The sequence below is a fragment of the Diaphorobacter sp. HDW4B genome (assembly GCF_011305535.1).
In the GTDB taxonomy this organism is placed as follows: domain Bacteria; phylum Pseudomonadota; class Gammaproteobacteria; order Burkholderiales; family Burkholderiaceae_C; genus Diaphorobacter_A.
On the sequence record NZ_CP049905.1, the window covers coordinates 4988450 to 5014086 of the forward strand.

The following is a 25637-nucleotide window of genomic DNA, read 5'->3' on the forward strand; positions in this document are numbered from 1 at the left end:
TGCCGTGTCAGCCGACAGGCCGTCTTGAAGCGTCCGAACTTTCATAGAATGAATGCAATGACCGAGCGAGCTTCCTCTCCCACCAACCTTCCTCAGTCTCCCGCGAGTCGGGCGTGGCGTCGTTTCCGCAAGAACCGTCTGGGCTACTGGAGCCTCGTGCTTTTCAGCCTGCTGGTGGTGCTGAGTCTCGTGGCCGAACTGATCTCCAACGACAAGCCGCTGCTGGTCAAGTACGAGGGCCAGTATTACGTGCCCATGCTGCACAGCTACCCCGAGACCACGTTCGGCGGGGACTTTCAGACTCCCACCGATTACCTCGATCCATTCATTCAGGAAAAGCTCTCCAGCAACGGCAACTGGGCGCTCTACACCATCAACCGTTATGGGCCGGAGACGCTGAACTACTTTGCCAAGTCGCCCAATCCTTCGGGGCCGACGATGGCCAACTGGTTCGGCACGGACGACCGGGGTCGCGATTTGCTCGCGCAACTGATCTACGGCTTTCGCGTGAGCGTGCTGTTCGCGCTGGCGCTCACCGCAGTCGGCGTGGTGCTGGGCGTGCTGGCAGGGGCGATTCAAGGGTTTTTTGGCGGCAAGGTCGATCTGGCGTTTCAGCGCTTCATCGAAATCTGGGGATCCATGCCGGAGCTGTATCTGCTGATCATCTTCTCGGCCGTGTTCGCACCCAGCATCAGCCTGCTGCTGGTGCTGCTGTCGCTGTTCGGCTGGATGGGGCTGTCGGACTATGTGCGTGCGGAGTTCCTGCGCAATCGCCAGCTCGACTATGTGAAGTCCGCGCGCGCTCTGGGCGTGAGCAACTGGCAGATCATCTGGCGGCACATCCTGCCCAACAGCATGACGCCGGTGGTGACCTTTCTGCCTTTCCGCATGGGCGCGGCGATTCTGGCGCTGACGTCGCTGGACTTTCTTGGCCTGGGTGTGCCGCCCGGAACGCCGAGCTTGGGCGAGCTGCTTTCGCAGGGCAAGAACAATATCGATGCGTGGTGGATTTCGCTGTCCACGTTCGCGGTGCTCGTGATCACCTTGCTGCTGCTGACCTTCATGGGTGACGCGCTGCGTGACGCGATGGACCCGCGCAAGATGGACAAGTGATCCATGGCTTCCCGTTCCAACCCATCGAAAGACTCCTCGAACATGCGCGCCACCGATCCAATGTCTCCGGCTTCTTCTTCGTCATCGACGCCGCTGCTGTCGGTGCGGGATCTGCATGTGCGCTTTGGCCAGAAAGAGGTCGTGCACGGCGTGAGCTTCGACATCGCAGCGGGCGAAAAGCTGGCGCTGGTGGGCGAGTCGGGTTCGGGCAAGACGATCACCGCCTTGTCGCTCTTGCGTCTGGCAGGTGAAGCTGAATTGTCCGGCCAGGCGATGTTCAATGGCCGCGATCTGCTGGCCTTGAGCGAGCGCGAAATGCGTGGCGTGCGCGGTGGCGATATCGCCATGATTTTTCAGGAGCCGATGACGGCGCTGAACCCGCTCATGACGATTGGCGAGCAGATCGCCGAAGTGCTGCAGCTCAAGCAGGCGCTGACCAAACAGCAGGCGCGCGATCAGGCGATCGAGTTGCTGGCCAGCACCGGCATTCCTGAGCCAGCAAGGCGCGCAGCGGCGTTTCCGCACCAGCTCTCGGGCGGGCAGCGCCAGCGCGCGATGATTTCGATGGCCCTTGCCAGCAAGCCCAAGCTGCTGCTGGCCGACGAGCCGACGACGGCGCTCGACGTGACCTTGCGCGGGCAGATTCTCGATCTGCTGAGCGACCTGCAACGCCAGACCGGCATGGCCGTGCTGCTGATAACGCACGACCTGGTGCTGGTGCGCCGCTTTGCCGACCGCGTGGCGGTGATGGAGCGCGGCTTGCTGGTGGAGCAGGGCGCGGTCGAGTCGGTGTTCAAGCACCCGCAGCATGCCTACACGCAACGCCTGATCGGCAGCACGCCGGTGCGCGATGTGATCGAGGTGAATGAATCCGTGCCGGTCACTGATTTTGCGGCGCAGGTGAGCGATCTGAATGTGAGCTATCCCGTGCCGCTGGCTGGCATCAAGGGCTGGTTCAGCAAGGGCCACTTCGATGCGGTCAAGCACGCGAGTTTTGTGATTCCGGCTGCGCAGACGCTGGGCGTGGTGGGCGAGTCGGGCTCTGGCAAATCCACACTCGCGCAAGCCATGCTGGGGCTGTTGCCGTTTGTGGGTGAGATGGAGATTTCCAAGCAGCACTGGCAGCAGCCTGCGCAGCGCAACACCGCCCACAACAAGGCGCTGCGCAGACAGGTGCAGGTGGTGTTTCAAGACCCGTTCTCGTCGCTGTCACCGCGCTTGACCGTCGAGGAAATCGTCGGCGAAGGCCTGAAGGTGCATGCGTCGCAACTCACCGAAGACCAGCGCCGCGAGCGCGTGAGCAAGATGCTCGCCGACGTGGGGTTGACTGAGGAGCAGTTCCCCGGATTGCTGTCGCGCTACCCGCATGAGTTCTCGGGCGGACAGCGCCAGCGCCTCGCGATTGCACGCGCGCTCATCGTCGAGCCGCAAGTGCTGGTGCTCGACGAGCCGACCAGCGCGCTCGACGTGACCATCCAGCAGCAGGTGCTGGGCTTGCTGCAGCGGCTGCAGAAAGAGCACCAACTGTCGTATCTGCTGATCACCCACGACGTCGCCGTGGTGCGCGCCATGGCACACAACGTGATCGTGATGAAGGACGGCGAAGTGCTCGAAGGCGGCTCCGTGCGCGAGGTGTTGGACGCGCCACGTCATCCGTACACGCAGAAGCTGGTGGCGGCTGCGCAGGTGTAGACAAACGCGGGCGAAATGCCCGGCGCTTGATCTTGATCACGCTCTCAAACCCTGCTGCATGACATTGCCGGGCCGAGGCGTTTGCTTTCAATCCTATGATGGAAGCATTCGTTCCCCGAGTTGACTATGGCGCAGACGCGAACCGGCTTCCGTCCGCAGCCGTTGATTCATTTCCAGAGAGAGGCAAGACAAGCACATGCACAGCAGCGAACTCGGTGAGTTGTTCCCCAACTTCCAAAGTCATTTCGTCCCCGTCCATGGCGGTGTCCACATTCATGCATTGACCGGCGGCGAAGGCCCGCCATTGCTGCTGCTTCATGGCCATCCGCAGACCTCGGCGATCTGGCACAAGGTGGCGCCGGAGCTGGCCAAGCACTTCTCGCTGGTGATCGCCGATCTGCGCGGTTATGGCGATTCGTCCAAGCCCAATGGCGGCGCGCGCAGCATCGACTACAGCAAGCGCGTGATGGCCAGCGACATGGTGCAGGTGATGCGGCATTTCGGTCACGAGCGCTTTCGCGTGCTCGCGCATGACCGTGGTGCGCGCGTGGCGCATCGGCTGGCGCTCGATCATTCGGCGGCGGTCGAACGCCAGGTGATGCTGGACATTGCGCCCACGCTCGCCATGTATTCGCAGACCACCGAGGCCTTTGCGCGTGCGTACTGGCACTGGTTCTTCCTGATTCAGAAGTCGCCGTTGCCCGAGCGCCTGATCACCGCCAATCCATCGGCCTACGTGCGCGATGTGATGGGCAATCGCAGTGCGGGGCTGGCACCGTTCGATCTGCGCGCGTTGGCCGAGTACGAACGCTGCATCGCCTTGCCCGGCACGGCACATGCGATCTGCGAGGACTACCGCGCGTCTGCGGACATCGATCTCGAACATGACCGCGAAGACATCGCCAGCGGCAACCAATTGAGCGTTCCCACGCTGGTGCTGTGGGGCGAGCAGGGCGTGGTGAATCGCTGCTTCGAGCCGCTCAAGGAATGGCAGAAGATCAGCACCGACGTACGCGGCCACACCTTGCCATGCGGGCACTACATTGCCGAAGAAGCGCCCGACGCCTTGCTCGAATCGGCCCTGCCGTTTCTCTTGAGCAAGGGCTGATCGGGCAGCGGGGCTTCTCGTTCAGCGCAGCACCAGCACCGGCACCGAGCTCAATCGCAGCAGCGCGGTGGTCGTGCTGCCGACGATGAGCTGGCGAATGCGCGAATGGCCATAGGCCCCGAGCACGAGGAAGGTGTCGGCGCGCGTCGAAAGAAAGTTGGGAATGGCTTCTTCCGGCACGCCGGGAATGACCTGCGTGGTCACCTTGAAGCCGGATTCTTCGAGCAGTTGCTGCGCGCGCAGCATCTGATCGCGCATCTCGGCGGTGGGATCGCCTGCCATCACCAGTTGCGCCCCCATGCCGCGCAGCAACGGGCTGCGCGCAACCGCCTGCACGGCGCGCATGGAGGTCGCGCTGCCATCGAAAGCCACGACGAAATGGGTAGGCGGAACAAAGGTGCCCGACGTGATCACCAACACAGGTTGCTTGACGCTGCGGATCACGCTTTCCACGCGATGATCAAGGCGCAGTTTGCGCGATTTCGTGGCCTTGAAACCCTTGCCGAGCACGAACAGCCGCGCGCAGGGTTCCTGCTCCAGCAGCACATCGGTGAGATTGCCGTCTTTCAGGTAGGTGTGCAGCGCAGGAACGCTTTCGGGATCGATGTGCTTGAGCGCTTCCTGAATCATCTGCTCTGCCGCCTGATGCGCGACCTTGGAGCGTTCTTCGTCCAGCTCGTTCAGGCGCTGCAGCAGCACTTCCTGCGCGCCCACGCCGATCAGCCCGCTGTAGTCGCCCACGGGCGGCAACGGGTCGGGGCGCTCCAGCGCATGGAGCAAGGTGATGGGGGCGTGCAGCCGACGCGCGGCCCAGGCGGCGCTGTCGATCACGGATGCCGTCGCATCGAGTCCATCGATGCAGGCATAAACGGTGTCTGGGGTGTTCATACGGCATTTCCTCCTATGCAAGCACAACCAGCCAGCGTGTGGCTTCGGCGAGGTTTGCAGGGCTCGCATCCGAAGGGAAAACGATGCGCCTGCAACAAGTCGGCCCGAGTGTAGCGCCGAAAAATGGAGCATTGACGCTTAACCACGCTCGGTATGGGAACTCAGGGCATTCACCTACTTTGGCTTGTTCTCCATCAGCAGCGAATACATGGCCTGAGCCGCCACCGACAGGCTGCGATCACGCCTGCGCACCAGATAGATTTGGCGCGTGAGTTCGGGCCAGTGCAGCGGGCGCGTGACGAGCCCTTGCTGCTGAAAATGAAACAGCGTGAGCGCAGGAATCGCGCTGATGCCCAGACCCGCGCGCACCATGCCCATGACGGTGGCGAGCTGTTCGACCTCCATCACGCTTTTCATGGGCTGCGGGTGCAGGGCGGCTTCGAGAAACTGGCGCACGCTGCTGTGCCGCGCCATGTGGATGAAGGGCCACTGCACGAGTTCCTCTACCGTGACGGGGCGCTTGCGCGAACCCTTGGCGAGCGGATGATGGCTTGGGCAGACCAGATGAAAGTCGTCGCTGCAAAAAGGCTCGGCCTGCAGATCGGGCGTGTCGGCGCGGATGGCGGCGAGGGCGAAATCGGCCTTGCCCGTGGCGACCAGTTCGATGCAGGGCTCGGACAGCACATCGGAGATTTCCAGTTCGATGCCCGGAAACTGCGCGTGAAACTCCGCCAGTCGATCCGGCAGCCAGCCTGCGGCCAGCGACGGCAGCAGCGCAATCGCCACGCGCCCGCGTCGCAAGGTGGCGGCGTCGCGCATGCTCGACAAGGCCAGATCCACCTCGCTGCGAATGCGCTGGGCGGACTCCATGAAGTTCGTGCCTTCGGCGGTCAGCTCGACATGGCGCGTGCTGCGGTCGAACAGGCGCACGCCCAGATCATCCTCCAGCGCCTTGATGAGCGCACTGAACGCGGGCTGCGACAGATGGCATTGCGCCGCAGCGCGCGTGAAGTTGCGCTGCGCGGCCAGCGCGAGAAAGGCGTCGATCTGGCGGGTGGAGATATTCATTTGAAAATCAGATCAATTCATCTTGATTATCGATTTCACAGAATAACCCAAGACCTCTACATTGCCCATCAGGAGACAAATATGACACAGGCAAATGAGCAGCCCGGCCAACCGAAAGGTGTTTTGCGGATCGGCTGCGCGGCAGGTTTTTCGGGCGACCGCACGGATGCGGCCTGGCCCGTGGTTCAGGATTTGATCGCTGCGGGCAAGCCTTCGGTGCTGATGTTCGAGACGCTGGCCGAACGCACCTTGGCGCTGGCGCAATTGGCGCGGCGCGAGAACCCGGATGCGGGTTACGAGCCGCTGCTCGATGATCTGCTGCGGCCTGTCCTCGCGCAGTGCTTGCAGCACGCCATCCGCATCGTGAGCAACTTCGGCGCGGCCAATCCGCGCGGTGCGGCCAAGCGCATTCTGGCGTTGGCCGAAGAACTGGGCGCGCGTCGCCCGAAGATTGCAGTGGTGGAGGGCGATGATCTGCTCGCCGACCGCTTTCGCCCCATGCTGGTCGACGCGCTGGGCGATCGACTGCCCAAGCAACCCATCGTCAGCGCGAACGCCTACATCGGCGCACAGCCGATTGCCGATGCGCTGCGCGCCGGTGCGGACATCGTCGTCTGTGGTCGCGTGGCCGATCCTTCGCTGGTGCTCGGCCCCACGCTCGCGCATTTCGGCTGGAGCATGGACGACTGGGATCGCCTGGGCCGCGCCACCATGGTCGGCCATCTGCTCGAATGCGGCTCGCAGGTGAGCGGCGGCTACTTTGCCGATCCGGGCTACAAGGACGTGCCCGATCTGGCGCATGTCGGGTACCCGATTGCGGAGATCGATGCCGATGGAAACTGCACGGTGTCCAAGCCTGCGGGGACAGGCGGGCGCATCGACAGTTGCACGGTGAAGGAGCAATTGCTGTATGAACTGCACGATCCGGCGGCTTATCTCACGCCCGATGTGACGGCGGACATCACCGAAGCGCGGGTGCAGGAAGTCGGCGCGAATCTGGTGCGTGTCGAAGGCGTGAAAGGGCATGAACGCCCCGCGACGCTCAAGGTGAACGTCTGCTTTGAAGCGGGCTGGTTTGCCGAGGCCGAAATCTCCTATGCCGGAGCGCGTGCCGGTGCGCGTGCCTTGCTCGCAGCCGATGTGATTCGCGAACGGCTGGGCGCGCAGGCACCGATTCGCGTCGATCTGATCGGCGTGAACAGCATCTTTGGCGACGATCACAACGAATGGCTTTCATCGGCGAACGAGTCGCAAATGCAGGCTTTGCGCGAGGCACGCGATGTGCGGCTGCGCCTGTCCTGGCAGCGTGATGATCGCAACGAGGCACAGCGTCTGACGCGCGAAGTGAACGCGCTTTACTGCGCTGGACCGGCAGGCGGTGGAGGAGTGCGCTCGTCGATTCGCGCGCGTCTTGGCACGGTGTCTTGCTTCGTGCCGCGCGAGGCGGTGGAGCAGCGTTTTGCCTTTGTCGATTGATTGAGCCAGCGAGATTTCTTATGAACCAACCAATTTCAGATGCGCCACTCGTCCCGCTGCATCGCCTTGCGCACGGACGCACCGGCGACAAGGGCAATCGTTCCAACATCAGCGTCATCGCCTGGCATCCCGCGTTGTGGGATCTGCTGGTCAGCGAGGTGACCGAGGCGCGCGTGGCCGAGCAGTTTGCGCTGCGCCATCCGAGCCGCGTCACGCGCCATCTGCTGCCGAATCTGCAGGCGATGAACTTTGTGCTCGACGATGTGCTGGATGGCGGCGTGAACGACGCGCTGAATCTTGACAGTCACGGCAAGGCACTTTCCTTTCTGCTGCTCGACATCCAGATTCCCGTTCCGCCGGAGCTGCAACAGCATCTTGCCGGGCCAGGCTGACGCCACTTTTCCATCACCGATTCATCCACTTGACAACAACGGAGACAACTCGCATGACCAAGAAGAACATTCACCGACGCAGCATCCTCGCGCTTTCCATGGGCGCTGTGGCGCTGGGCTTTGCCGCGCATTCGCAGGCGGCGGACTATCCGGCCAAGCCCATCAACTTCATCGTGCCGTTCGCGGCGGGCAGCGCGACCGATCTGCTGGCGCGTGCGCTCGGCCAGTCGGTGACGGCGGACGGCAAGCAGTCGGTCATCGTGGACAACAAGGCGGGCGCGAGCGGCATGATTGCCGCGCAGCATGTGGCCAAGGCTGCGCCGGATGGCTACACCGTGCTGATCACGACGAACACCACACAGTCGGCCAACGAGCATCTGTACAAGAAGCTGCCCTACGACCCGGTCAAGGACTTTGCGCCCGTGACGGGGCTGGGCAAGGGCGGTCAGGTGCTGGTGGTGAACTCGGCGTCGGCATACAAGAACGTGGGCGAGCTGCTGGCTGCGGCCAAGAAGATGCCGGGCAAGCTGTCGTTTGGCAGCGGCAGTTCATCGAGCCGCGTGGCGGGTGAAATGCTCAAGCAACTGGCGGGCGTGGACATCCTGCATGTGCCGTACAAGAGCAATCCGCTGGCGATCACCGACCTGCTGGGCGGGCAGATCGACATGATGATCACCGACACCTCCACCGGCATTCCGCAGATCAAGTCGGGCAAGCTGCGCGCTCTGGGTTACTCGACCAAGACGCGCAGCGCGCAACTACCCGATGTGCCCACGCTGGAAGAAGCGGGCGTGAAGGGCTACGACATGGGCTACTGGTTTGCGGCCTATGTTCCGGCGGGCACGCCCAAGGAAGTGGTTGCTCGCCTGAACGAGCTGCTCAAGAACGCGACCAAGAGCGCTGCTGCCACGTCGTTCTATGCCACCGCTGGCTCCGTGGCCTGGACCACGACGCCGGAAGAGCTGGCGCAGTTCCAGGCGTCGGATGCGCTCAAGTGGGGCAAGGTGATCAAGGCAGCGGGCATTCAGCCGGAGTGATCGCCCTGAATTGAAATTTGAAATGCAAAGGCCCGACACCGCAGATGGCAGGCGTCGGGCCTTTGTTGTTCAGCGCCTCAAAAGGCGAGACTCTCTTCTCTCTTACTTGTTCACGCTGTTGTTTTCGAGCGCCGAAATCTCGGTTGCAGTAGTCCCTTCGTTTTCCTCATCACCGGCCGGTGGCGAGAACAGGTCCCACACGGCGTTGAAGAGTGCCGCCACCATGGGGCCGATCACGAAGCCGCTGATGCCGAAGATCGCCATGCCGCCCAGCGTGGAGATCAGCACCACGTAGTCGGGCAGCTTGGTGTCCTTGCCGACGAGAAGAGGGCGCAGGATGTTGTCCACCGATCCAATGATGCCCGCGCAGAAGGCGACCAGCACGACGCCTTGCCACGTGGCTCCGGTGGCGAAGAAGTAGATGGCGACGGGTGCCCAGATCAGCGCTGCACCGACGGCGGGCAGCAGCGACAGGAAGGCCATGATCACGCCCCAGAGCACGGGGCCCTGAATGCCGAGAATCCAGAAGATCAGCCCGCCGAGCGCCCCCTGCACGGCGGCCACGGCGATGTTGCCCTTGACGGTGGCGCGGATCACGGTGGTGAACTTGGCGGCCAGCTTGCGCTTGTGCATGGGGTCGAGTGGTACGGCGTCGCGAATGCGTGCGGCGAGTTGCGAGCCGTCGCGCAGCAGGAAGAACAGCAGGTACAGCATCACCCCGAATCCGACCACGAACTGCAGGGTGTTCGAGCCCACGTCGACAGCCTTTGTGGCAAGAAACTGACTCGCTTGCGCGCCAAATTTGGAGAGCCGATCCTCGATTTCCGCCATGGAGGTCAGGTGAAAGTGGTCCAGCAACTGCATGGCCCAAGCGGGCAGGGCCTTCGAGACGGTCTGCAGATAGCTGCCCACATTGAGCTGACCGGATTTGAGGCGCTCGTAGATGGCACCGGCCTCGGTGACCAGCGAGGTGACGATCAGCAGCAGCGGCAGAATCACCAGCAGCAGACAGACACTCAGCGTGATCAGCGCCGCCCAGTTCTTGCGCTTGGGCATGCGCTGCAATAGCCACTTTTGAAGTGGGGCAAAGAGAATCGCCAGCACCACACCCCAGAACACGGCGAACGCATACGGCCAGAGGATCCCGAAGAAGGCAAGGGTTACCGATATCAGAATCAGCAAAAAGGTGCGTTGCTGCAGGGTTTGTGATTTCATAGGGCGCAATTGAGGCGAATTCCGGCAAATGTACGCGAGTTGACGCCTGAAAAGTTATCGAAAAGGTATTGCGCAGTTACGAATAAGTGCATGTCCGACATCAAGCCGCCACACGCGCCATGAACTTCGATGGCACAATAGCGCCCGTACTTAGGCCCTTCCCCTGCCACAGTCGCATCCGCCAACCGGTTCAGCCGTGACGCGGAAGGTTTACTAACCAGCTAAAGCTTCCTGAAGGGAAGCAGAGGTGAGCGGAACAATGAGCGAACCCACATCGGTATACAAAGCCTACCAAGGCAACACGTATCTCTTCGGCGGCAATGCCCCCTACGTGGAAGAGATGTATGAGAACTACCTGGCCAACCCCGGCAGCGTTCCTGATTCCTGGCGCGAATACTTCGACGCACTGCAGCATGTGCCTGCAGTCGATGGATCGAACGCCAAGGACGTGCCCCACATGCCCGTCATCAACGCTTTCGCCGAGCGCGCAAAGCAGGGCGGAACACAGGTAGTCGTTGCCTCCGGCGCTGATTCGGAACTGGGCCGCAAGCGCACCGCCGTTCAACAGCTGATCGCCGCTTACCGCAATGTCGGCCAACGTTGGGCTGACCTCGATCCCTTGAAGCGCACCGAGCGCCCCGAAATTCCTGAGCTGGAACTCTCGTTCTACGGCTTCACCGATGCCGATCAGGAAACCGTGTTCAACACCAGCAACACGTTCTTCGGCAAGGAAACCATGACTCTGCGCGAGCTGATGAATGCTCTGCGCGAAACGTATTGCGGCACCATCGGTGCTGAATACATGTATGCCACCGACCAGAACCAGAAGCGCTGGTGGCAGCAAAAACTCGAAACCATCCGCAGCAAGCCGGCTTTCGACGCTCCCAAGAAAAAGCGCATTCTCGACCGCCTGACCGCTGCCGAAGGCCTTGAGCGCTACCTGCACACCAAGTACGTCGGCCAGAAGCGTTTCTCGCTGGAAGGCGGCGAATCGTTCATCGCTGCGATGGACGAACTGATCAATGCAGCGTCCCTGAAGGGCGTGCAGGAAGTCGTGATCGGCATGGCCCACCGTGGCCGTCTGAACGTGCTGGTGAACACTCTGGGCAAGATGCCCAAGGACCTGTTCGCCGAGTTCGATCACACCGCTCCTGAAGAACTGCCATCGGGCGACGTGAAGTATCACCAGGGTTTCAGCTCGGACGTGTCCGCCGCTGGTGGCCCGGTCCACCTGTCGCTGGCGTTCAACCCATCGCACCTGGAAATCGTCAACCCTGTGGTCGAAGGCTCGGTGCGCTCGCGCATGGACCGTCGTGCTGACCCACGCGGCAAGCAAGTGTTGCCCGTGCTGGTGCACGGCGACGCGGCTTTCGCTGGCCAAGGCGTGAACCAGGAAACCCTGGCACTGGCCCAGACCCGTGGTTATTCCACAGGCGGCACAGTCCACATCATCATCAACAACCAGATCGGTTTCACGACTTCCGATCCACGCGACGCACGCTCCACGCTGTATTGCACCGACATCGTCAAGATGATCGAGTCGCCCGTGTTGCACGTGAACGGTGACGATCCAGAAGCCGTGGCGCTGGCCATGCAACTGGCGCTTGAATTCCGCATGGAATTCGACAAGGACGTGGTCGTCGACATCATCTGCTTCCGCAAGCTGGGCCACAACGAGCAGGACACTCCCGCTCTGACCCAACCGCTGATGTACAAGCGCATCGGCGCTCACCCCGGCACCCGCAAGCTGTACGCCGACAAGCTGGCTGCACAAGGCCTCGGTGAAACGCTGGGCGACGACATGGTCAAGGCGTTCCGCGCCGCTCTGGACGAAGGCAAGCACACGGTTGATCCAGTGCTCACCAACTTCAAGAGCAAGTACGCGGTGGACTGGAGCCCGTTCCTGAACCAGAAGTGGACCGACGCTGGCGACACCGCCATCCCTCTGACCGAGTGGAAGCGCCTGTCCGAGAAGATCACCACCATCCCCGAAGGCGTGACTCCTCACGCACTCGTGAAGAAGGTGTACGACGACCGCGCAGCCATGGGCCGCGGCGAGATCAACGTGGACTGGGGCATGGGCGAGCACATGGCTTTCGCATCGCTGGTGGCTTCGGGCTACCCAGTGCGTCTGTCCGGTGAAGATTGCGGCCGTGGCACGTTCACCCACCGTCACGCTGTGATCCACGATCAGAAGCGCGAAAAGTGGAGCGAAGGCACCTACATTCCGCTGCAGAACGTGGCTGACAACCAGGCTCCGTTCGTCGTGATCGACTCCATCCTGTCCGAAGAAGCTGTTCTGGCCTTCGAATACGGCTACGCATCGAACGACCCGAACACCCTCGTGATCTGGGAAGCCCAGTTCGGCGACTTCGCCAACGGCGCGCAAGTGGTGATCGACCAGTTCATCGCATCCGGTGAAGTGAAGTGGGGCCGTGTGAACGGCCTGACACTGATGCTGCCACACGGCTACGAAGGTCAAGGCCCAGAGCACAGCTCGGCGCGCTTGGAACGCTTCATGCAGCTGGCTGCTGACACCAACATGCAAGTGGTGCAGCCGACGACCGCCAGCCAGATCTTCCACGTGCTGCGTCGCCAACAGGTTCGCAACCTGCGCAAGCCACTGGTGATCATGACGCCGAAGTCGCTGCTGCGTAACAAGGACGCCACTTCGCCACTGACCGAATTCACCAAGGGTGCATTCCACACCGTGTTGTCGGAGCAGGACGACGCCATCGTCAAGAACGCCGCCAAGGTCAAGCGCATCGTCGCCTGCTCGGGCAAGGTGTACTACGACCTGGTGAAGAAGCGCGCCGAAGCCAAGATCGACGACGTGGCCATCATCCGCGTCGAACAGCTGTATCCCTTCCCACACAAGGCCTTCGCTGCCGAAGTCAAGAAGTACAGCAACGCTACCGAAATCGTGTGGTGCCAGGACGAGCCACAGAACCAGGGTGCCTGGTTCTTCATCCAGCACAACATCCACGAGAACATGCAAGATGGCCAAAAGCTGGGTTACTCCGGTCGCGCCGCCTCCGCATCGCCTGCCGTGGGTTACTCGCACCTGCACCAAGAGCAGCAAAAGGCGCTGATCGATGGCGCTTTCGGCAAGCTCAAGGGTTTTGTCCTGACCAAGTAAGGCTGGAAACCCACTCATACCTATCAGTACAAAACACGAATTGGAAATTTAAAAATGGCTATCGTTGAAGTCAAAGTCCCACAGCTGTCGGAATCCATCACCGAAGCAACCATGCTCAACTGGAAGAAGAAGGTTGGCGAAGCAGTTGCAGTGGACGAAATCCTGATCGAAGTCGAAACCGACAAGGTCGTGCTCGAAGTGCCAGCTCCAGCAGCTGGTGTGATCACGGAAATCCTGCAAGGCGACGGCGCAACCGTCATCGCCGAGCAACTGATCGCCAAGATCGACACCGAAGCCGTTGCTGGCGCCGCCGCTGCGGCTCCTGCAGCAGCACCGGCCGCCTCAGCCGCTGCACCAGCAGCCGCTCCTGCTGCCGCCGCTGCAGCAAGCAACAACAGCAAGGCTGGCGTCGCCATGCCAGCAGCCGCCAAGATCCTGGCCGACAACAACCTGTCGGCTGCGAACGTGGCGGGCTCCGGCAAGGACGGCCGCGTGACCAAGGGTGACGCACTGTCCGCCATCAAGGGTGGCGCTGCCATCCCGACCGGCGTGCCTACCACCGCGCTGCCGCAAGTGGCTGCTCCAGCCGTGAGCCTGGGCGATCGTCCAGAGCAACGCGTGCCAATGACACGTCTGCGTGCCCGCATCGCCGAGCGTCTGCTGCAATCGCAAGCCACCAACGCCATCCTGACCACGTTCAATGAAGTGAACATGGCTCCTGTGATGGACATGCGCAAGAAGTTCCAGGACTCCTTCGTCAAGGAACACGGCGTGAAGCTGGGCTTCATGTCCTTCTTCGTGAAGGCTGCTGTGCACGCTCTGAAGAAGTTCCCGGCAGTGAACGCTTCGATCGACGGCAACGACATCGTCTACCACGGCTACTTCGACATCGGTATCGCTGTCAGCTCGCCACGTGGTCTGGTGGTGCCCATCCTGCGCAACGCCGATCAGATGAGCTTCGCCGACATCGAAAAGAAGATCGCCGAATTCGGTCAGAAGGCCAAGGACGGCAAGCTGGGCATCGAAGACATGACCGGCGGTACCTTCTCGATCTCCAACGGCGGCACCTTCGGCTCGATGATGTCCACCCCCATCATCAACCCACCACAATCCGCCATCCTGGGCGTGCACGCCACCAAGGACCGCGCCGTGGTGGAAGACGGCCAGATCGTGATCCGTCCGATGAACTACCTCGCCATGTCGTACGACCACCGCATCATCGACGGCCGCGAAGCCGTTCTGAGCCTGGTCGCCATGAAGGATGCGCTGGAAGATCCTTCGCGTCTGCTGTTCGACCTGTAATCACTGCAGTTCGAGATTCGATGAAACCCACCTCCAAAAGCGGTGGGTTTTTTCCAGCAATACAGAGAAAAGATTCACATCATGAGCAAGCAATTTGACGTCGTCGTCATCGGCGCAGGCCCTGGCGGCTACATCGCTGCAATCCGCGCAGCACAACTGGGCTTCAACGTGGCCTGTATCGACGAGTGGAAGAACGCCTCGGGCGGCGCGGCTCCCGGCGGTACTTGCACCAACGTGGGTTGCATCCCATCGAAGGCGCTGCTGCAGTCTTCCGAACATTACGAACACGCCAAGCTGCACTTTGCGGATCACGGCATTTCGACTGGCAAGGTCGAGATGGACGTGCCCAAGATGATCTCGCGCAAGCAAGGCATCGTGAAGCAGAACAACGACGGCATCCTGTACCTGTTCAAGAAGAACAAGGTCACGTTCTTCCACGGTCGTGGTTCGTTCGTGAAGGCTTCCGAAGGCGGCTACGAAATCAAGGTTGCCGGCAAGGAAGAAGAAACCATCACCGGCAAGCAGATCATCATCGCCACTGGCTCCAACGCCCGTGCGCTGCCTGGTGTGCCTTTCGACGAGGAATTCATCCTCTCGAACGACGGCGCTCTGGCGCTTGAGAAGACGCCCAAGTCGCTGGGTCTGATCGGCTCCGGCGTGATCGGTCTGGAAATGGGTTCCGTCTGGCGTCGCCTGGGCTCGGAAGTGACCGTGCTCGAAGGCATGGACAAGTTCCTGCCCGCAGTGGACGAACAGATCGCCAAGGAAGCCAAGAAGGCTTTCGACAAGCAAGGTCTGAAGATCGAGCTGGGCGTGAAGGTCGGCGAAGTCAAGACCGGCAAGAAGGGCGTGACCATTGCCTACACCGATGCCAAGGGCAACGCCCAGACGCTGGAAGTGGACAAGCTGATTGTCTCCATCGGCCGTACCGCCAACACCATCGGCCTGAACCCCGAAGCCGTGGGCTTGGCTCTGGACGAGCGCGGTCAGATCGTCGTTGACGGCGACTGCAAGACCAACCTGCCAGGCGTGTGGGCCGTGGGTGACGTGGTGCGTGGCCCGATGCTCGCGCACAAGGCCGAAGAAGAAGCCGTGGCCGTGGCCGAGCGTATCGCTGGTCAACATGGCCACGTGAACTTCAACACCATTCCGTTCGTGATCTACACCAGCCCCGAAGTGGCATGGGTGGGCCGCACCGAGCAACAGCTCAAGGAACAAGGCGTGAAGTACAAGGCCGGCTCGTTCCCGTTCCTCGCGAACGGTCGCGCACGTGCTCTGGGCGACACCACCGGCATGGTGAAGTTCATCGCTGATGCTGAAACCGACGAAATCCTCGGCGTGCACATGGTCGGCCCCATGGTCTCCGAGCTGATCTCCGAAGCCGTGGTGGCCATGGAGTTCAAGGCATCGAGCGAAGACATCGCCCGCATCTGCCACGCTCACCCATCGCTGTCCGAATCCACCAAGGAGGCCGCTTTGGCGGTGGACAAGCGTACTCTGAACTTCTGATTCGCTTCTTTTTGAAGCATCGGTTCTGAGCAAAAATGGCTGCCCGCGCTTGGTTTTCAGGCGTTGGCGGCTATTTGTATTTTTGAGGTTTGGGAGAGACGACGGTGAATGTGAAAGAGGCTTACGAGGCAGCGCTGGTATCCAAGGGGTTCAATAGTGACCCTGCACAGCTGCGCGCAGTGGATGCGTTGCAGCGCTGTGCCGATGAATGGGCGGCCTACAAATCCAAGCGTTCCAACGCGCTCAAGAAGCTGATCAATCACCCGGATCTGCCCAAGGGCGTCTACATGTACGGCGGAGTGGGGCGCGGCAAGAGCTTTCTGATGGAGTGCTTCTACAACGCCGTGCCGATCAAGCGCAAGACGCGTTTGCACTTTCACGAATTCATGCGCGAGGTGCACCGCGAGCTGCACCTGATGCAGGGCACGCAGAATCCGCTCGACGTGCTCGGGGCCAAGATCTCTAAGCGCTACAAGCTGATCTGCTTTGACGAGTTCCACGTCGCCGACATCACGGACGCGATGATTCTGTATCGCCTGCTTGATTCGCTGTTCAAGAATGGCGTGGGCTTTGTGACCACGTCCAACTTCAAGCCAGACGATCTGTACCCTGATGGGCTGCACCGCGACCGCATCCTGCCCGCGATCGAGCTGCTCAAGGAACACATGGAAGTGATCAACGTCGACAACGGTACGGACTACCGTCGTCGCACGCTGGAGGATGCCAAGCTGTATCACACGCCACTGGGCCCCGAGGCTGAGGCGGCCATGGAGGCCACGTTCAATCAACTCGCCGAAGTGGCGGATGAAGAACCTGTGGTCCAGATCGAATCCCGCCGCATTCAGGCCAAGCGCCGTGCGGGCGGTGTTGTCTGGTTTGAATTCAATGAACTGTGCGTTGGTGCGCGATCGCAGAACGATTATCTGGAGATTGCCACGCAGTTCCACACGGTTTTGCTGTCCAATGTTCGCCATATGCCGGTGAACATGGCTTCGGCTGCGCGGCGTTTCACCTTGTTGGTGGATGTGCTCTATGACCGTGCGATCAAGCTGATCATTTCAGCCGAGACCGCGCCCGAGGGCCTCTATACTGAAGGCCCCTTGGCGCACGAATTCCCGCGCACCGTGTCGCGTCTGAACGAAATGCAATCCAAGGAATATCTGGCGCTGGAGCGCCGCACGGTTGATACCCATCTGACCTGATATGAAGCCTCGCACGAGTCGCACCCGCTGGACCGCCAGCCTTATAGCCTTGCAACTGCTTTGCATGGGCGGCGTGGCGTTGGCTGCGGAGCCCAAAGTCAGCGACGAAGCGCAGCGTGTGCAGGACGCTCGCGATGCGGAACGCACGCAGATCCAGAAGCAACGCACGGCCATCGAGCAGCGTTTGAACAAGGAAGAGGCGACCTGCTACAAGCAATTCGTCGTGGATTCCTGTCTGCGCGAGGCGCGCGCCAAGGCCCGTGCGGAAGATGGTGAGCTGCGTGGTCGCGAACTGCGAATCAACGAGGCCGAGCGCCGCGAGAAGGCTGAGGAGCGCCGCAAATTCATCAGCGAGAGCGAAGAGGCGCAACGCGACAAGGCCGAAGCAGGTCAGGCCCAGATTCGAGAGGCCAACCCCGAAGCCCAGGCCGCATCGCGCGAGCAGACCCGTCAACAGCGCGCGGACGAGGCACAGCAACGTGCCCAGCAGCAGAAGTCCCGCGAAGCCGCGAATGCCCAGGAGCAGGCGAAGCGCCAGAGCACCCAGCCCAGCAAGGTCGAGCGTGCGCGCATGCAATACGAAGCCAAGCAGCGCAAGGCCGCTGAGCGTCGTTCCAAGCACGAGAAGGATATGCAGGACTCGGAAAAGCTGGGCAAGCCCACCCCGGCGCCGTTGCCCGATCCCTCGGCACCAGGCGTTCGGTAAAGCGTTTGTCGTCTCGGAGGAAGCTGCGCCGTTCATGCGCAGCTTTTTTCATGGGGCGGAGATCAGCGCTGCGGCACGTAGTTGCCCACGCTGTGGCCTTCGGAGCGGGCCAGTTCGGCGAGCGAAGGCACCTTCTTTTCTTCCTCCAGCGCTTCCACTTTCACGATCACCAGCGACAGGTTGTCGCCCGTGCCGCGTGCGCGAGCGCGCGCCTTGTCGATCAGGAATTCGGTGGCTTCGCGCGGCGTGAGCGAGTTCACGACGGAGGCCAGTTCGGTGGGCGCGAAATAGTGCCAGACACCGTCGCTGCAGGCCAGAATCACGTCACCGGGGTGCAGCGACGGAATCATGTGCGTGGTGGCAGGCGGGTCGTTTTCCGTGCCGAGACAGCCGACCAGAATGTTGGAGTGCGGGTGGTTGTGCGCCTCGGCCTCGGTCAGCTCGCCGCGATCGACCAGCGTCTGCACGTAGGAGTGATCGCTGGTGCGGGTGATCATCTGGCCGTTCTGCACGTGGTAGATGCGCGAATCGCCCGCATGCACCCAGTGGCAGTCGCCACGCGGCGTGATGAGGAAGGCAGCAAGAGTGCTGTGCGGTTCCTGCTCGGACGAGATGGCCGTCAGGCGAATGACGATGTGCGCCTCGGTCGCGATATGCTTGAGCATCGTCGGCGCATCATCGACATCGGGGGAAAAACGATCAAACAGTTGCTGCGCCGTGAGCATTACCTGATCGGAAGCCTTGCGCCCGCCGCTGCGTCCGCCCATGCCATCTGCAACAATGCCGAGCACGCAACCGTTGTACCGGGGGTGCGAAAACAGCGCGACCCGGTCTTGCTGGTACTCCCGATCCCCTTTGTGGATTCCGGTGGAGGCGGTCAGTCGAAAGGCTTTGGACATGGCGGACTATTCTTGTGTTTATCTTCTGTTTCGCTCTGTAGCGCTCGACGCCAAGTTTAATCGGTCGATCGCCGCGAACTCCTCTTGCGTCGATTGTTGCGGCAAAAGTGTTTCCGAATCTAATGAATTTTGCTAATTTTCCGCAGTTTGGCGCGAAACCCACGGGTTTGGACGCCGTTGAATGCATTTCCCGACTTGCAAGGTTGAGCGCATGACCCCGTTGGAAGACGATGTGCTGCCACTGTTTGACGAGGGCGGGGCGCTGGCACAGTCGTTTCCCCATTTCCGACGCCGCGAGGAACAGCTCGCCATGGCGCAGGCGGTGGCGCAAACCATCGTTTCCGGTGGCTGTCTGGTGGTGGAGGCGGGAACCGGCATCGGCAAGACGTTTGCGTATCTGATTCCCGAGCTCTTGAGCGGCAAGCGGGTGCTGATTTCCACGGCCACCAAGGCGTTGCAGGACCAGTTGGTGCACCGCGATCTGCCCAAGCTGCAGGAAGTGCTGGGCAAGCACCGCGCCGTGCATCGCCGTGTGGCGCTACTCAAGGGACGGGCGAACTATCTGTGTCTGCACCGGCTGGATCAGGCGGTTGCCGGTCTGCTGGATGCCGGGGTGAGCCAATCTCCGATTCTGGCCGTGCGTGCCTGGGCGCAGGCCACGCGCAGTGGCGATGTGGCCGAGCTGGGCGATCTGACATCGGAGCCGCATCTGCAGGCGCAGATCACCTCCACGCGCGACAACTGCCTGCGCGGGCAATGTCCGCGCTACGACGACTGCCATGTGTTTCGCGCCCGCAGGCAGGCCATGGCTGCGGATGTGGCGGTGGTGAACCACCATCTGTTCTTCGCCGATCTGGCCGGGGCGCAGGAGGGCGGTGAATCCGACCTGCTCGCCCATGCGCAGGTCGTGGTGTTCGACGAGGCGCATTCGCTGAACTCCGTAGGGCAGCAGGCGTTCGGGCTGGAGTTCAGCACGCGCCAGCTGGTCGCCTTTGCGCACGATCTTCAACACACCGGCCAGCAGGAGGCGCAGGGCTGGCGCGACTGGACAGCGCTTGCGATGGAGCTGCTCGATGCCGCCTACGCCTTGGTCGCCAGCTGCGAGCGCCTGCCGGAAAACAACCGGATCGCCTGGCAGGACGAAGCGCCGGACGGCGTCTCGGCCGCCCAATGGCTGCAGGCATGGATGGCCGTCGAAAACAACCTGCGCGCCACGCTGGTCGAACTCGACGCCGTGACCGAGGCCTCGCCCGATCTGCTGCGGCTGCACCAACGTGCGGTGGTGATGCTGCAAGGCCTGATGGCGCTCTCGTCTAACGAGGATGACTCGCGCGTGCGCTGGCTCAGTCGCAGCGCAGACGGCATTCACCTTTCGCAAACGCCATTTCGCGCAGGGCCGGATCTGCAGAAGCTGTGGCTGACAGCGCAACCCGCCGAGCAGGAGGGCGAAGAAGAAAGCGCTTGGGACGATGACGAGACCGAAGAGGAACCCAGCAAGGTACGCGCCTTCATCTTCACCTCCGCCACGCTTGGCACCAATGATGCGCTGGATTGGTTCACCGAGCCGCTCGCGCTGCAGCAGGCAACGGTCATGCGGCTGCAAAGCCCGTTCGACTACGCCTCGCAGGCCACGCTGTTCATTCCCGAACATCTGCCGACGGCCAACGATTCGCAGCATGCGGCGGAGTTGGCGCACTGGCTGGCTGACTCGCTGGTGCGACTGGGTGGGCGAACGCTGTTTTTGACGACCAGCCTGCGCGCCATGTCCGAGGTCGCTCGCGTCCTGCACGAGCGCTTGGCCGATCAGCCGCAAATCGAGTTGCTGGTGCAGGGGGATTTGTCTTCGAGCCGCATTGCCGAGCGCTTTCAGGCATCTGCGCGGAGTGAAGTGAGCGGCGTGCGTTCAGGCTGCGTGCTGGTGGCTTCTCACACTTACTGGCAGGGTTTCGACGTGCCCGGTGATGCGCTGCAGATGGTGGTGATCGACAAGCTGCCGTTTCCCGTGCCCACCGATCCGCTGGTGGAGGCCTACGAACAGTATTTGGTGGGACAGGGCCGCAATGCGTTCAAGGAATTCGCCTTGCAGGAGGCGGCCATGGCATTGCGCCAGGGAGCAGGGCGGCTGATTCGCGGCGAAACGGATTCGGGCATGCTGGTGGTGGCCGATGCGCGCCTTGCCAAGGGATACGGCAAGTGGCTGCAGCGCCAGTTGCCACCCATGCGTCGATTGGCTTCGGAAGCCGAATTTCAGGCTGAAATCGAGCGGCTTTCCGAAGGCGTCAGTCGGGCAGGCTGATCACCAGAACTTCCACCAAGGGTCGCCCTTGGCCTGGAAGCCCGACTTGAGCAGCGTGCTGTTCGGGTACGAGGCTTCCATCACGCGGCGGGTGTCGTCGCGCAGTTGCTCCAGACCCAGCGCGTCGTAGGAGCGCATGAGGATGTACAGCGCCTCTTCGACGGCAGGCACTTCCTTGTAGTCGGCCACGGCAACCTGCGCGCGGCTGATGGCGGCCACGTAGGCGCCGCGCTCGTAGTAGTAGCGGGCGACGTGCACTTCGTACTGGGCCAGCGAGTTGACGATGTACGTCATGCGCTGGCGGGCATCGGGTGTGTAGCGCGATTCGGGGAAGCGGGTCACCAGATCGCGGAACGACTCGAACGAATCCTTGGCAGCCTTCTGGTCGCGCTCGGACAGGTCCTGACGCGACAGCCACGAGAACATGCCGAGGTCTTCGTTGAAGTTGACCAGACCCTTCAGATAGAGCGCGTAGTCGGTGGCGGGGCTCGAGGGGTGCAGTTTGAGGAAACGGTCCAGCGTGGCGACGGCCTGAGCCTTGTCGTTGTTCTTGTACTGGGCGTAGGCCTTTTCGAGCTGGGCCTGCTGCGCCAAAGGCGTGCCGGCGGCGCGGCCTTCGAGCTTTTCGAACAGCGGAACGGCCTTGTCATAGCTGCCGGAACTCGCTTCGTCGCGGGCTTCGGAGTAGATCTTGTTGGGGCTCCAGCCTGCGGTTTTATCTTCGGTAGTGCTGGAGCAACCCGCCAGAAGGCCGGCAGCCAGCAACGCAGAGAACAGGGGCAGAGTCAGACGCGACATAACAGCAGTATTTCCCGCAGAGGAAGAATTGAGCATCAGTTTAGCCACCGGCCGCATAGGGATATGCAAAACCTGCGGTCGGGCGGCAAATCGTTGGCAAACGGTCATTGTATGCGCCACCGAAGGGTTCGGGTCTTTGCGTAGACAACGGATGCCGCACAAGTTTCTACAATCGAGCCATATGTTTGTTCACCTGCGCCTGCACACCGAGTTTTCCGTGGTCGATGGAACCACACGCATTGACGAGATCGTCAAAGCGGCTGCCAAGGACGGCCAGCCCGCCATGGGCCTCACCGACCTCAACAATATGTTCGGGGGCGTCAAGTTCTACAAGGAAGCCCGCGGCAAGGGCGTCAAGCCCGTCGTGGGCACCGAAATCAGCGTTCCGATGGAGGGCGATGGCAGCGGCTTCGCCCGCATGATTCTGCTGATCCAGAGCAATCAGGGTTATTTCAGCCTCTCTGAAATCCTGGCCCGTGCTTGGACCAGCAACGTGGTCAAGAACGTGCCGCTCGTGAAATGGGAGTGGCTTGAAGAGCTTAACGAAGGCCTGATCGCGCTGGCGGGCGCGCAGGCGGGGCCGGTCGGCCAGCCGCTGATGCGCGGAGACCAGGCCACGGCCACCGACAACGCGCTGCGACTGGCGAGAATTTTCCCGCACCGCTTTTACATGGAGATACAGCGTGCGGGCCGCAGCGATGACGAGTTGCACGTCACGCAGGCCGTGCAACTGGCTTCGCGCCTGAACTTGCCGGTGGTTGCCACGCACCCGATCCAGTTCGCTTCGGAAGAAGAATACGAAGCACATGAGGCGCGTGTCTGCATTGCCGAGGGCGAAATTCTGGGCAACCAGCGCCGCATCCGCAAATTTACGCGCGAGCAGTATTTCAAGACCAGTGCGGAGATGGAGGCGCTGTTTGCCGATGTGCCGTCCGCCATCGAGAACACGCTCGAAATCGCCAAGCGCTGCAGCCTGACGCTGGTGCTGGGCAAGCCGCGTCTGCCGGATTTTCCGACGCCCAACGGCATGCCGATCGACGACTATTTCCGCTACGCCTCGTATCAGGGGCTGGAGGAGCGTCTGGTCTACCTGTTCCCGGACGAGGCCAAGCGCGACAAGGAGCGTCCGCGCTATGTGGAGCGGCTGGAGTTCGAGCTGCACACGATTTTGCAGATGGGCTTTCCGGGCTACTTCCTGATCGTGGGCGACTTCATCCAGTGGGCCAAGAACAATGGCTGCCCCGTGGGGCCGGGCCGTGGATCGGGCGCGGGCTCGCTCGTGGCCTATGCGCTGAAGATCACCGACCTCGATCCGCTGCAATACGCGCTGCTGTTCGAACGTTTTCTGAATCCGGAACGCGTCTCGATGCCCGACTTCGACATCGACTTCTGTCAGGGCAACCGCGACCGCGTGATCGACTACGTGAAGCAGAAGTACGGCAAGAACGCCGTGAGCCAGATCGCCACCTTCGGCACGATGGCGGCCAAGGCTGCGATCCGCGACGTGGGCCGCGTGATGGACATGAGCTACACGTTCTGCGACGGCATCTCCAAGCTGGTGCCGGGCAAACCGGGCCAGAGCTATACGCTGGCCTATCCGCCCGAGGTCAAGAAGGAAGGCGACAAGAACAATTACGCGCTGGAGCTTGAACCCATCCTGTACGACCGCGTGCGCAACGAGGAAGACGTGCGCACCGTGATCGAGATGGCGCAGAGGCTTGAAGGCGTGACCCGCAACATCGGCATGCACGCCGGGGGCGTGGTGATTGCTCCGGGCAAGCTGACCGACTTCTGCCCGCTGTACCAGCAGCCGGGCAGCGATTCGGCCGTGGCCATGTATGACAAGGACGACGTGGAAGCCGTCGGCCTCGTGAAGTTCGACTTCTTGGGTCTGGCCACGCTCACGATTCTGGAAATCGCCCGCGAATTCATCCAGAAGCGCCACAAGGGCAAGGAAAACTTCGCCTTCGAGGACATTCCGCTCGACGATGCGAAGACCTACGACTTGTTCTCCGAAGGCAAGACCGAGGCCGTGTTCCAGTTTGAATCGCGCGGCATGCAGGGCATGTTGAAGGAAGCGCGTCCCAGCCGTCTGGAAGACCTGATCGCCCTGAACGCCCTGTACCGTCCGGGCCCAATGGACCTGATTCCCAGCTTCGTGAACCGCAAGCACGGCAAGGAAGTGGTGGAGTATCCGCATCCGCTGGTGGAAAACGTGCTGTCCGAAACCTACGGCATCATGGTCTACCAGGAGCAGGTGATGCAGACCGCGCAGGTGCTGGGCGGCTACAGCCTTGGCGGCGCCGACTTGCTGCGCCGCGCGATGGGCAAGAAGAAGCTCGAAGAAATGGTCATGCACCGCGAGATCTTTCGCAAGGGTGCGGCCAAACAGGGCATCGACGAGAACAAGGCCGATGAAGTCTTCGACTTGATGGAAAAGTTCGCGGGCTACGGCTTCAACAAGTCGCACGCGGCTGCCTACTCGCTGCTGGCCTATCACACCGGCTGGCTCAAGGTGCACTACACGGCGGAGTTCTACTGCGGCAACATGACCGTGGAAATGGACGACACCGACAAGCTCAAGGTGCTCTACGAAGACGCGGTGAAGAACTTCGGCATCACGTTCGAGCCGCCAGATGTCAATCGCGGCATGTACCGCTTCGAGCCGGTGACCGACAAGGTGATCCGCTACGGCCTTGGTGCCATCAAGGGCACGGGGCAGGCGGCCATCGAGGCCATCATCGCCGCGCGCGAAGGCCGTGGCGAAGGTCCTCAAGGCCATGTGGAAGGACCGTTCACCAGCCTGTTCGACTTCTGCGTGCGCGTGGATCGCAGTCGCATCAACAAGCGTACGGTGGAAGCCCTGATCAAGGGCGGGGCGTTCGACTCCATCCACATGAACCGCGCGGCCCTGTCGGCATCGCTCGACACGGCGTTCGAGTTTGCCGCCGCCACCCACGCCAATGCCAACCAGTGCGGCCTGTTCGACATGATGGGTGACGACGCGCAGGGCTCCAGCACCAAGGAGCCGGAGCTTGAGGATGTCACCCCGTGGGGCATCAAGGAGCGCCTGACGCTGGAGAAGACGGCGATTGGCTTCTACCTGTCGGGCCATCTGTTCGACGAGGTAGCGCACGAGGTGCGCAAGTTCGTTCGCACGCCCATCGAGGAACTGCAGGACAACCGCGAAGTGCAGACGATTGCGGGCATCGTCACCGACTACCGTGTCATCAATGGTCAACGTGGCAAGCTGGCGCTGTTCAAGCTGGACGACAAGAGCAAGGTCATCGAGGCCTCGGCCGACGAAGGTGTGCTGACCGCTTCCGGGCCGATCAAGGATGACGATTTCGTCGTTGTCTCGGGGCGTCTGCAGCTCGACCATTTCAGCGGCGGGCTGCGCGTCAAGGTGCTGCAGTTCTCTGATCTGGCCGCCGCCCGCGCGAAATATGGAAAGTACCTGCGCGTGGCTGTCAAGGACGAGGTGCCGGATGTCGTCTCCATCGTGCGGGAATTCCCCCCGAAAGTGGAGAACACCGAGCACGGAGAAACCCTGCGTCGGGGCCTGCGCGTGCGCCTTGACATGCTGGTGAAATCAGAGCGCGGAGCCGCCACGGCGGAGCTGAATCTGGGTGACGCGAGCAGCTTTTTCCCCACGGATGCGGCGCTTGCGGCCTGGAGCAGCATGGCGGGATCCGATTCGGTCTCCGTGGTCTACGACCATGGGTGAAGCAGTGCCCCTTGAAAATCACTAATATGGCTTCAATTGATTCCCGAATCGATGGTTCAAGCTGGCTAGA

The 25637-nt window shown here is 61.7% G+C and carries 18 protein-coding genes; 13 read left to right on the forward strand and 5 right to left on the reverse strand.

Annotated features, from left to right (window positions below; genetic code table 11):
• Positions 1–48 precede the first annotated feature (48 nt).
• From G7048_RS22850 to G7048_RS22860, 3 genes are all read left to right on the forward strand, one after another.
• On the forward strand, positions 49–1113 hold the full coding sequence (locus G7048_RS22850; RefSeq protein WP_166070331.1) for an ABC transporter permease: 1065 nt from the start codon (positions 49–51) through the stop codon (positions 1111–1113).
• Between the two features lie 42 nt (positions 1114–1155).
• Entirely contained in the window at positions 1156–2805 is a 1650-nt protein-coding gene (locus G7048_RS22855; RefSeq protein WP_166071139.1) for an ABC transporter ATP-binding protein, read from the forward strand.
• A 196-nt stretch (positions 2806–3001) separates the two neighbouring features.
• Positions 3002–3913: an alpha/beta fold hydrolase gene (locus G7048_RS22860; RefSeq protein ID WP_166070332.1), complete on the forward strand. Its 912-nt coding sequence runs from the start codon at positions 3002–3004 to the stop codon at positions 3911–3913.
• A 21-nt stretch (positions 3914–3934) separates the two neighbouring features.
• Here the strand turns inward: G7048_RS22860 and G7048_RS22865 are convergent, their stop codons facing one another.
• Both G7048_RS22865 and G7048_RS22870 read right to left on the reverse strand, forming a co-directional pair.
• The gene (locus G7048_RS22865) at positions 3935–4801 is read right to left on the reverse strand and encodes a universal stress protein (RefSeq protein WP_166070333.1); all 867 of its coding nucleotides are present in this window, start codon (positions 4799–4801) and stop codon (positions 3935–3937) included.
• Between the two features lie 174 nt (positions 4802–4975).
• Positions 4976–5869 (reverse strand): LysR family transcriptional regulator, encoded by an 894-nt coding sequence (locus G7048_RS22870; RefSeq protein WP_166070334.1) that lies wholly within the window; start codon positions 5867–5869, stop codon positions 4976–4978.
• 81 nt (positions 5870–5950) lie between these two features.
• Between G7048_RS22870 and G7048_RS22875 the strand changes: the two genes are divergently transcribed.
• The 3 genes from G7048_RS22875 to G7048_RS22885 are packed head-to-tail and all read left to right on the forward strand — an operon-like array spanning position 5951 to position 8774.
• Positions 5951–7345 carry an acyclic terpene utilization AtuA family protein gene (locus G7048_RS22875; RefSeq protein WP_166070335.1) on the forward strand — a complete coding sequence of 465 codons (1395 nt, stop codon included), beginning with the start codon at positions 5951–5953 and terminating at the stop codon, positions 7343–7345.
• 20 nt (positions 7346–7365) lie between these two features.
• Positions 7366–7737, forward strand: a complete 372-nt coding sequence (locus G7048_RS22880; RefSeq protein ID WP_205750308.1) for a hypothetical protein — start codon at positions 7366–7368, stop codon at positions 7735–7737.
• A gap of 53 nt (positions 7738–7790) precedes the next feature.
• On the forward strand, positions 7791–8774 hold the full coding sequence (locus tag G7048_RS22885) for a tripartite tricarboxylate transporter substrate binding protein (RefSeq protein WP_166070336.1): 984 nt from the start codon (positions 7791–7793) through the stop codon (positions 8772–8774).
• Between the two features lie 102 nt (positions 8775–8876).
• On the opposite strand, the gene G7048_RS22890 is transcribed toward G7048_RS22885, so the two are convergent.
• Positions 8877–9989 carry an AI-2E family transporter gene (locus G7048_RS22890; protein WP_166070337.1) on the reverse strand — a complete coding sequence of 371 codons (1113 nt, stop codon included), beginning with the start codon at positions 9987–9989 and terminating at the stop codon, positions 8877–8879.
• A 259-nt stretch (positions 9990–10248) separates the two neighbouring features.
• Here G7048_RS22890 and G7048_RS22895 point away from each other — a divergent pair, with 259 nt between their 5' ends.
• The 5 genes from G7048_RS22895 (at position 10249) to G7048_RS22915 (ending at position 17847) form a co-directional block, all read left to right on the forward strand.
• Positions 10249–13128, forward strand: a complete 2880-nt coding sequence (locus tag G7048_RS22895; RefSeq protein WP_166070338.1) for a 2-oxoglutarate dehydrogenase E1 component — start codon at positions 10249–10251, stop codon at positions 13126–13128.
• A gap of 54 nt (positions 13129–13182) precedes the next feature.
• Positions 13183–14430: a 2-oxoglutarate dehydrogenase complex dihydrolipoyllysine-residue succinyltransferase gene (odhB, locus tag G7048_RS22900; protein WP_166070339.1), complete on the forward strand. Its 1248-nt coding sequence runs from the start codon at positions 13183–13185 to the stop codon at positions 14428–14430.
• Between the two features lie 81 nt (positions 14431–14511).
• The gene (gene lpdA / locus G7048_RS22905) at positions 14512–15939 is read left to right on the forward strand and encodes a dihydrolipoyl dehydrogenase (RefSeq protein ID WP_166070340.1); all 1428 of its coding nucleotides are present in this window, start codon (positions 14512–14514) and stop codon (positions 15937–15939) included.
• Positions 15940–16043: 104 nt separating this feature from the next.
• Positions 16044–17141: a cell division protein ZapE gene (zapE, locus tag G7048_RS22910; protein WP_166070341.1), complete on the forward strand. Its 1098-nt coding sequence runs from the start codon at positions 16044–16046 to the stop codon at positions 17139–17141.
• Position 17142: 1 nt separating this feature from the next.
• Positions 17143–17847, forward strand: a complete 705-nt coding sequence (locus G7048_RS22915; protein WP_166070342.1) for a hypothetical protein — start codon at positions 17143–17145, stop codon at positions 17845–17847.
• A 62-nt stretch (positions 17848–17909) separates the two neighbouring features.
• Here G7048_RS22915 and G7048_RS22920 read toward each other — a convergent pair whose 3' ends face one another.
• A complete protein-coding gene (locus G7048_RS22920) occupies positions 17910–18746 on the reverse strand; it encodes a PP2C family serine/threonine-protein phosphatase (RefSeq protein WP_166070343.1) in 837 nt (278 codons plus the stop codon).
• Between the two features lie 211 nt (positions 18747–18957).
• Between G7048_RS22920 and G7048_RS22925 the strand changes: the two genes are divergently transcribed.
• A complete protein-coding gene (locus G7048_RS22925; protein WP_166070344.1) occupies positions 18958–21042 on the forward strand; it encodes an ATP-dependent DNA helicase in 2085 nt (694 codons plus the stop codon).
• Here the strand turns inward: G7048_RS22925 and G7048_RS22930 are convergent, their stop codons facing one another.
• Complete coding sequence (locus G7048_RS22930; RefSeq protein ID WP_166070345.1) at positions 21043–21840, reverse strand: outer membrane protein assembly factor BamD; 798 nt, start codon at positions 21838–21840, stop codon at positions 21043–21045.
• Positions 21841–22021: 181 nt separating this feature from the next.
• Here G7048_RS22930 and dnaE point away from each other — a divergent pair, with 181 nt between their 5' ends.
• Positions 22022–25567 carry a DNA polymerase III subunit alpha gene (gene dnaE / locus G7048_RS22935; protein WP_166070346.1) on the forward strand — a complete coding sequence of 1182 codons (3546 nt, stop codon included), beginning with the start codon at positions 22022–22024 and terminating at the stop codon, positions 25565–25567.
• Positions 25568–25637 lie beyond the last annotated feature (70 nt).

What these genes read in the sequence shown, in the direction of transcription:
- G7048_RS22850 (WP_166070331.1), top strand. Translation starts at nt 49, where the DNA reads ATGAATGCAATGACCGAGCGAGCTTCCTCTCCCACCAACCTTCCTCAG.
- G7048_RS22855 (WP_166071139.1), top strand. Translation starts at nt 1,156, where the DNA reads ATGCGCGCCACCGATCCAATGTCTCCGGCTTCTTCTTCGTCATCGACG.
- G7048_RS22860 (WP_166070332.1), top strand. Translation starts at nt 3,002, where the DNA reads ATGCACAGCAGCGAACTCGGTGAGTTGTTCCCCAACTTCCAAAGTCAT.
- G7048_RS22865 (WP_166070333.1), bottom strand. Translation starts at nt 4,801, where the DNA reads ATGAACACCCCAGACACCGTTTATGCCTGCATCGATGGACTCGATGCG.
- G7048_RS22870 (WP_166070334.1), bottom strand. Translation starts at nt 5,869, where the DNA reads ATGAATATCTCCACCCGCCAGATCGACGCCTTTCTCGCGCTGGCCGCG.
- G7048_RS22875 (WP_166070335.1), top strand. Translation starts at nt 5,951, where the DNA reads ATGACACAGGCAAATGAGCAGCCCGGCCAACCGAAAGGTGTTTTGCGG.
- G7048_RS22880 (WP_205750308.1), top strand. Translation starts at nt 7,366, where the DNA reads ATGAACCAACCAATTTCAGATGCGCCACTCGTCCCGCTGCATCGCCTT.
- G7048_RS22885 (WP_166070336.1), top strand. Translation starts at nt 7,791, where the DNA reads ATGACCAAGAAGAACATTCACCGACGCAGCATCCTCGCGCTTTCCATG.
- G7048_RS22890 (WP_166070337.1), bottom strand. Translation starts at nt 9,989, where the DNA reads ATGAAATCACAAACCCTGCAGCAACGCACCTTTTTGCTGATTCTGATA.
- G7048_RS22895 (WP_166070338.1), top strand. Translation starts at nt 10,249, where the DNA reads ATGAGCGAACCCACATCGGTATACAAAGCCTACCAAGGCAACACGTAT.
- odhB (WP_166070339.1), top strand. Translation starts at nt 13,183, where the DNA reads ATGGCTATCGTTGAAGTCAAAGTCCCACAGCTGTCGGAATCCATCACC.
- lpdA (WP_166070340.1), top strand. Translation starts at nt 14,512, where the DNA reads ATGAGCAAGCAATTTGACGTCGTCGTCATCGGCGCAGGCCCTGGCGGC.
- G7048_RS22915 (WP_166070342.1), top strand. Translation starts at nt 17,143, where the DNA reads ATGAAGCCTCGCACGAGTCGCACCCGCTGGACCGCCAGCCTTATAGCC.
- G7048_RS22920 (WP_166070343.1), bottom strand. Translation starts at nt 18,746, where the DNA reads ATGTCCAAAGCCTTTCGACTGACCGCCTCCACCGGAATCCACAAAGGG.
- G7048_RS22925 (WP_166070344.1), top strand. Translation starts at nt 18,958, where the DNA reads ATGACCCCGTTGGAAGACGATGTGCTGCCACTGTTTGACGAGGGCGGG.
- G7048_RS22930 (WP_166070345.1), bottom strand. Translation starts at nt 21,840, where the DNA reads ATGTCGCGTCTGACTCTGCCCCTGTTCTCTGCGTTGCTGGCTGCCGGC.
- dnaE (WP_166070346.1), top strand. Translation starts at nt 22,022, where the DNA reads ATGTTTGTTCACCTGCGCCTGCACACCGAGTTTTCCGTGGTCGATGGA.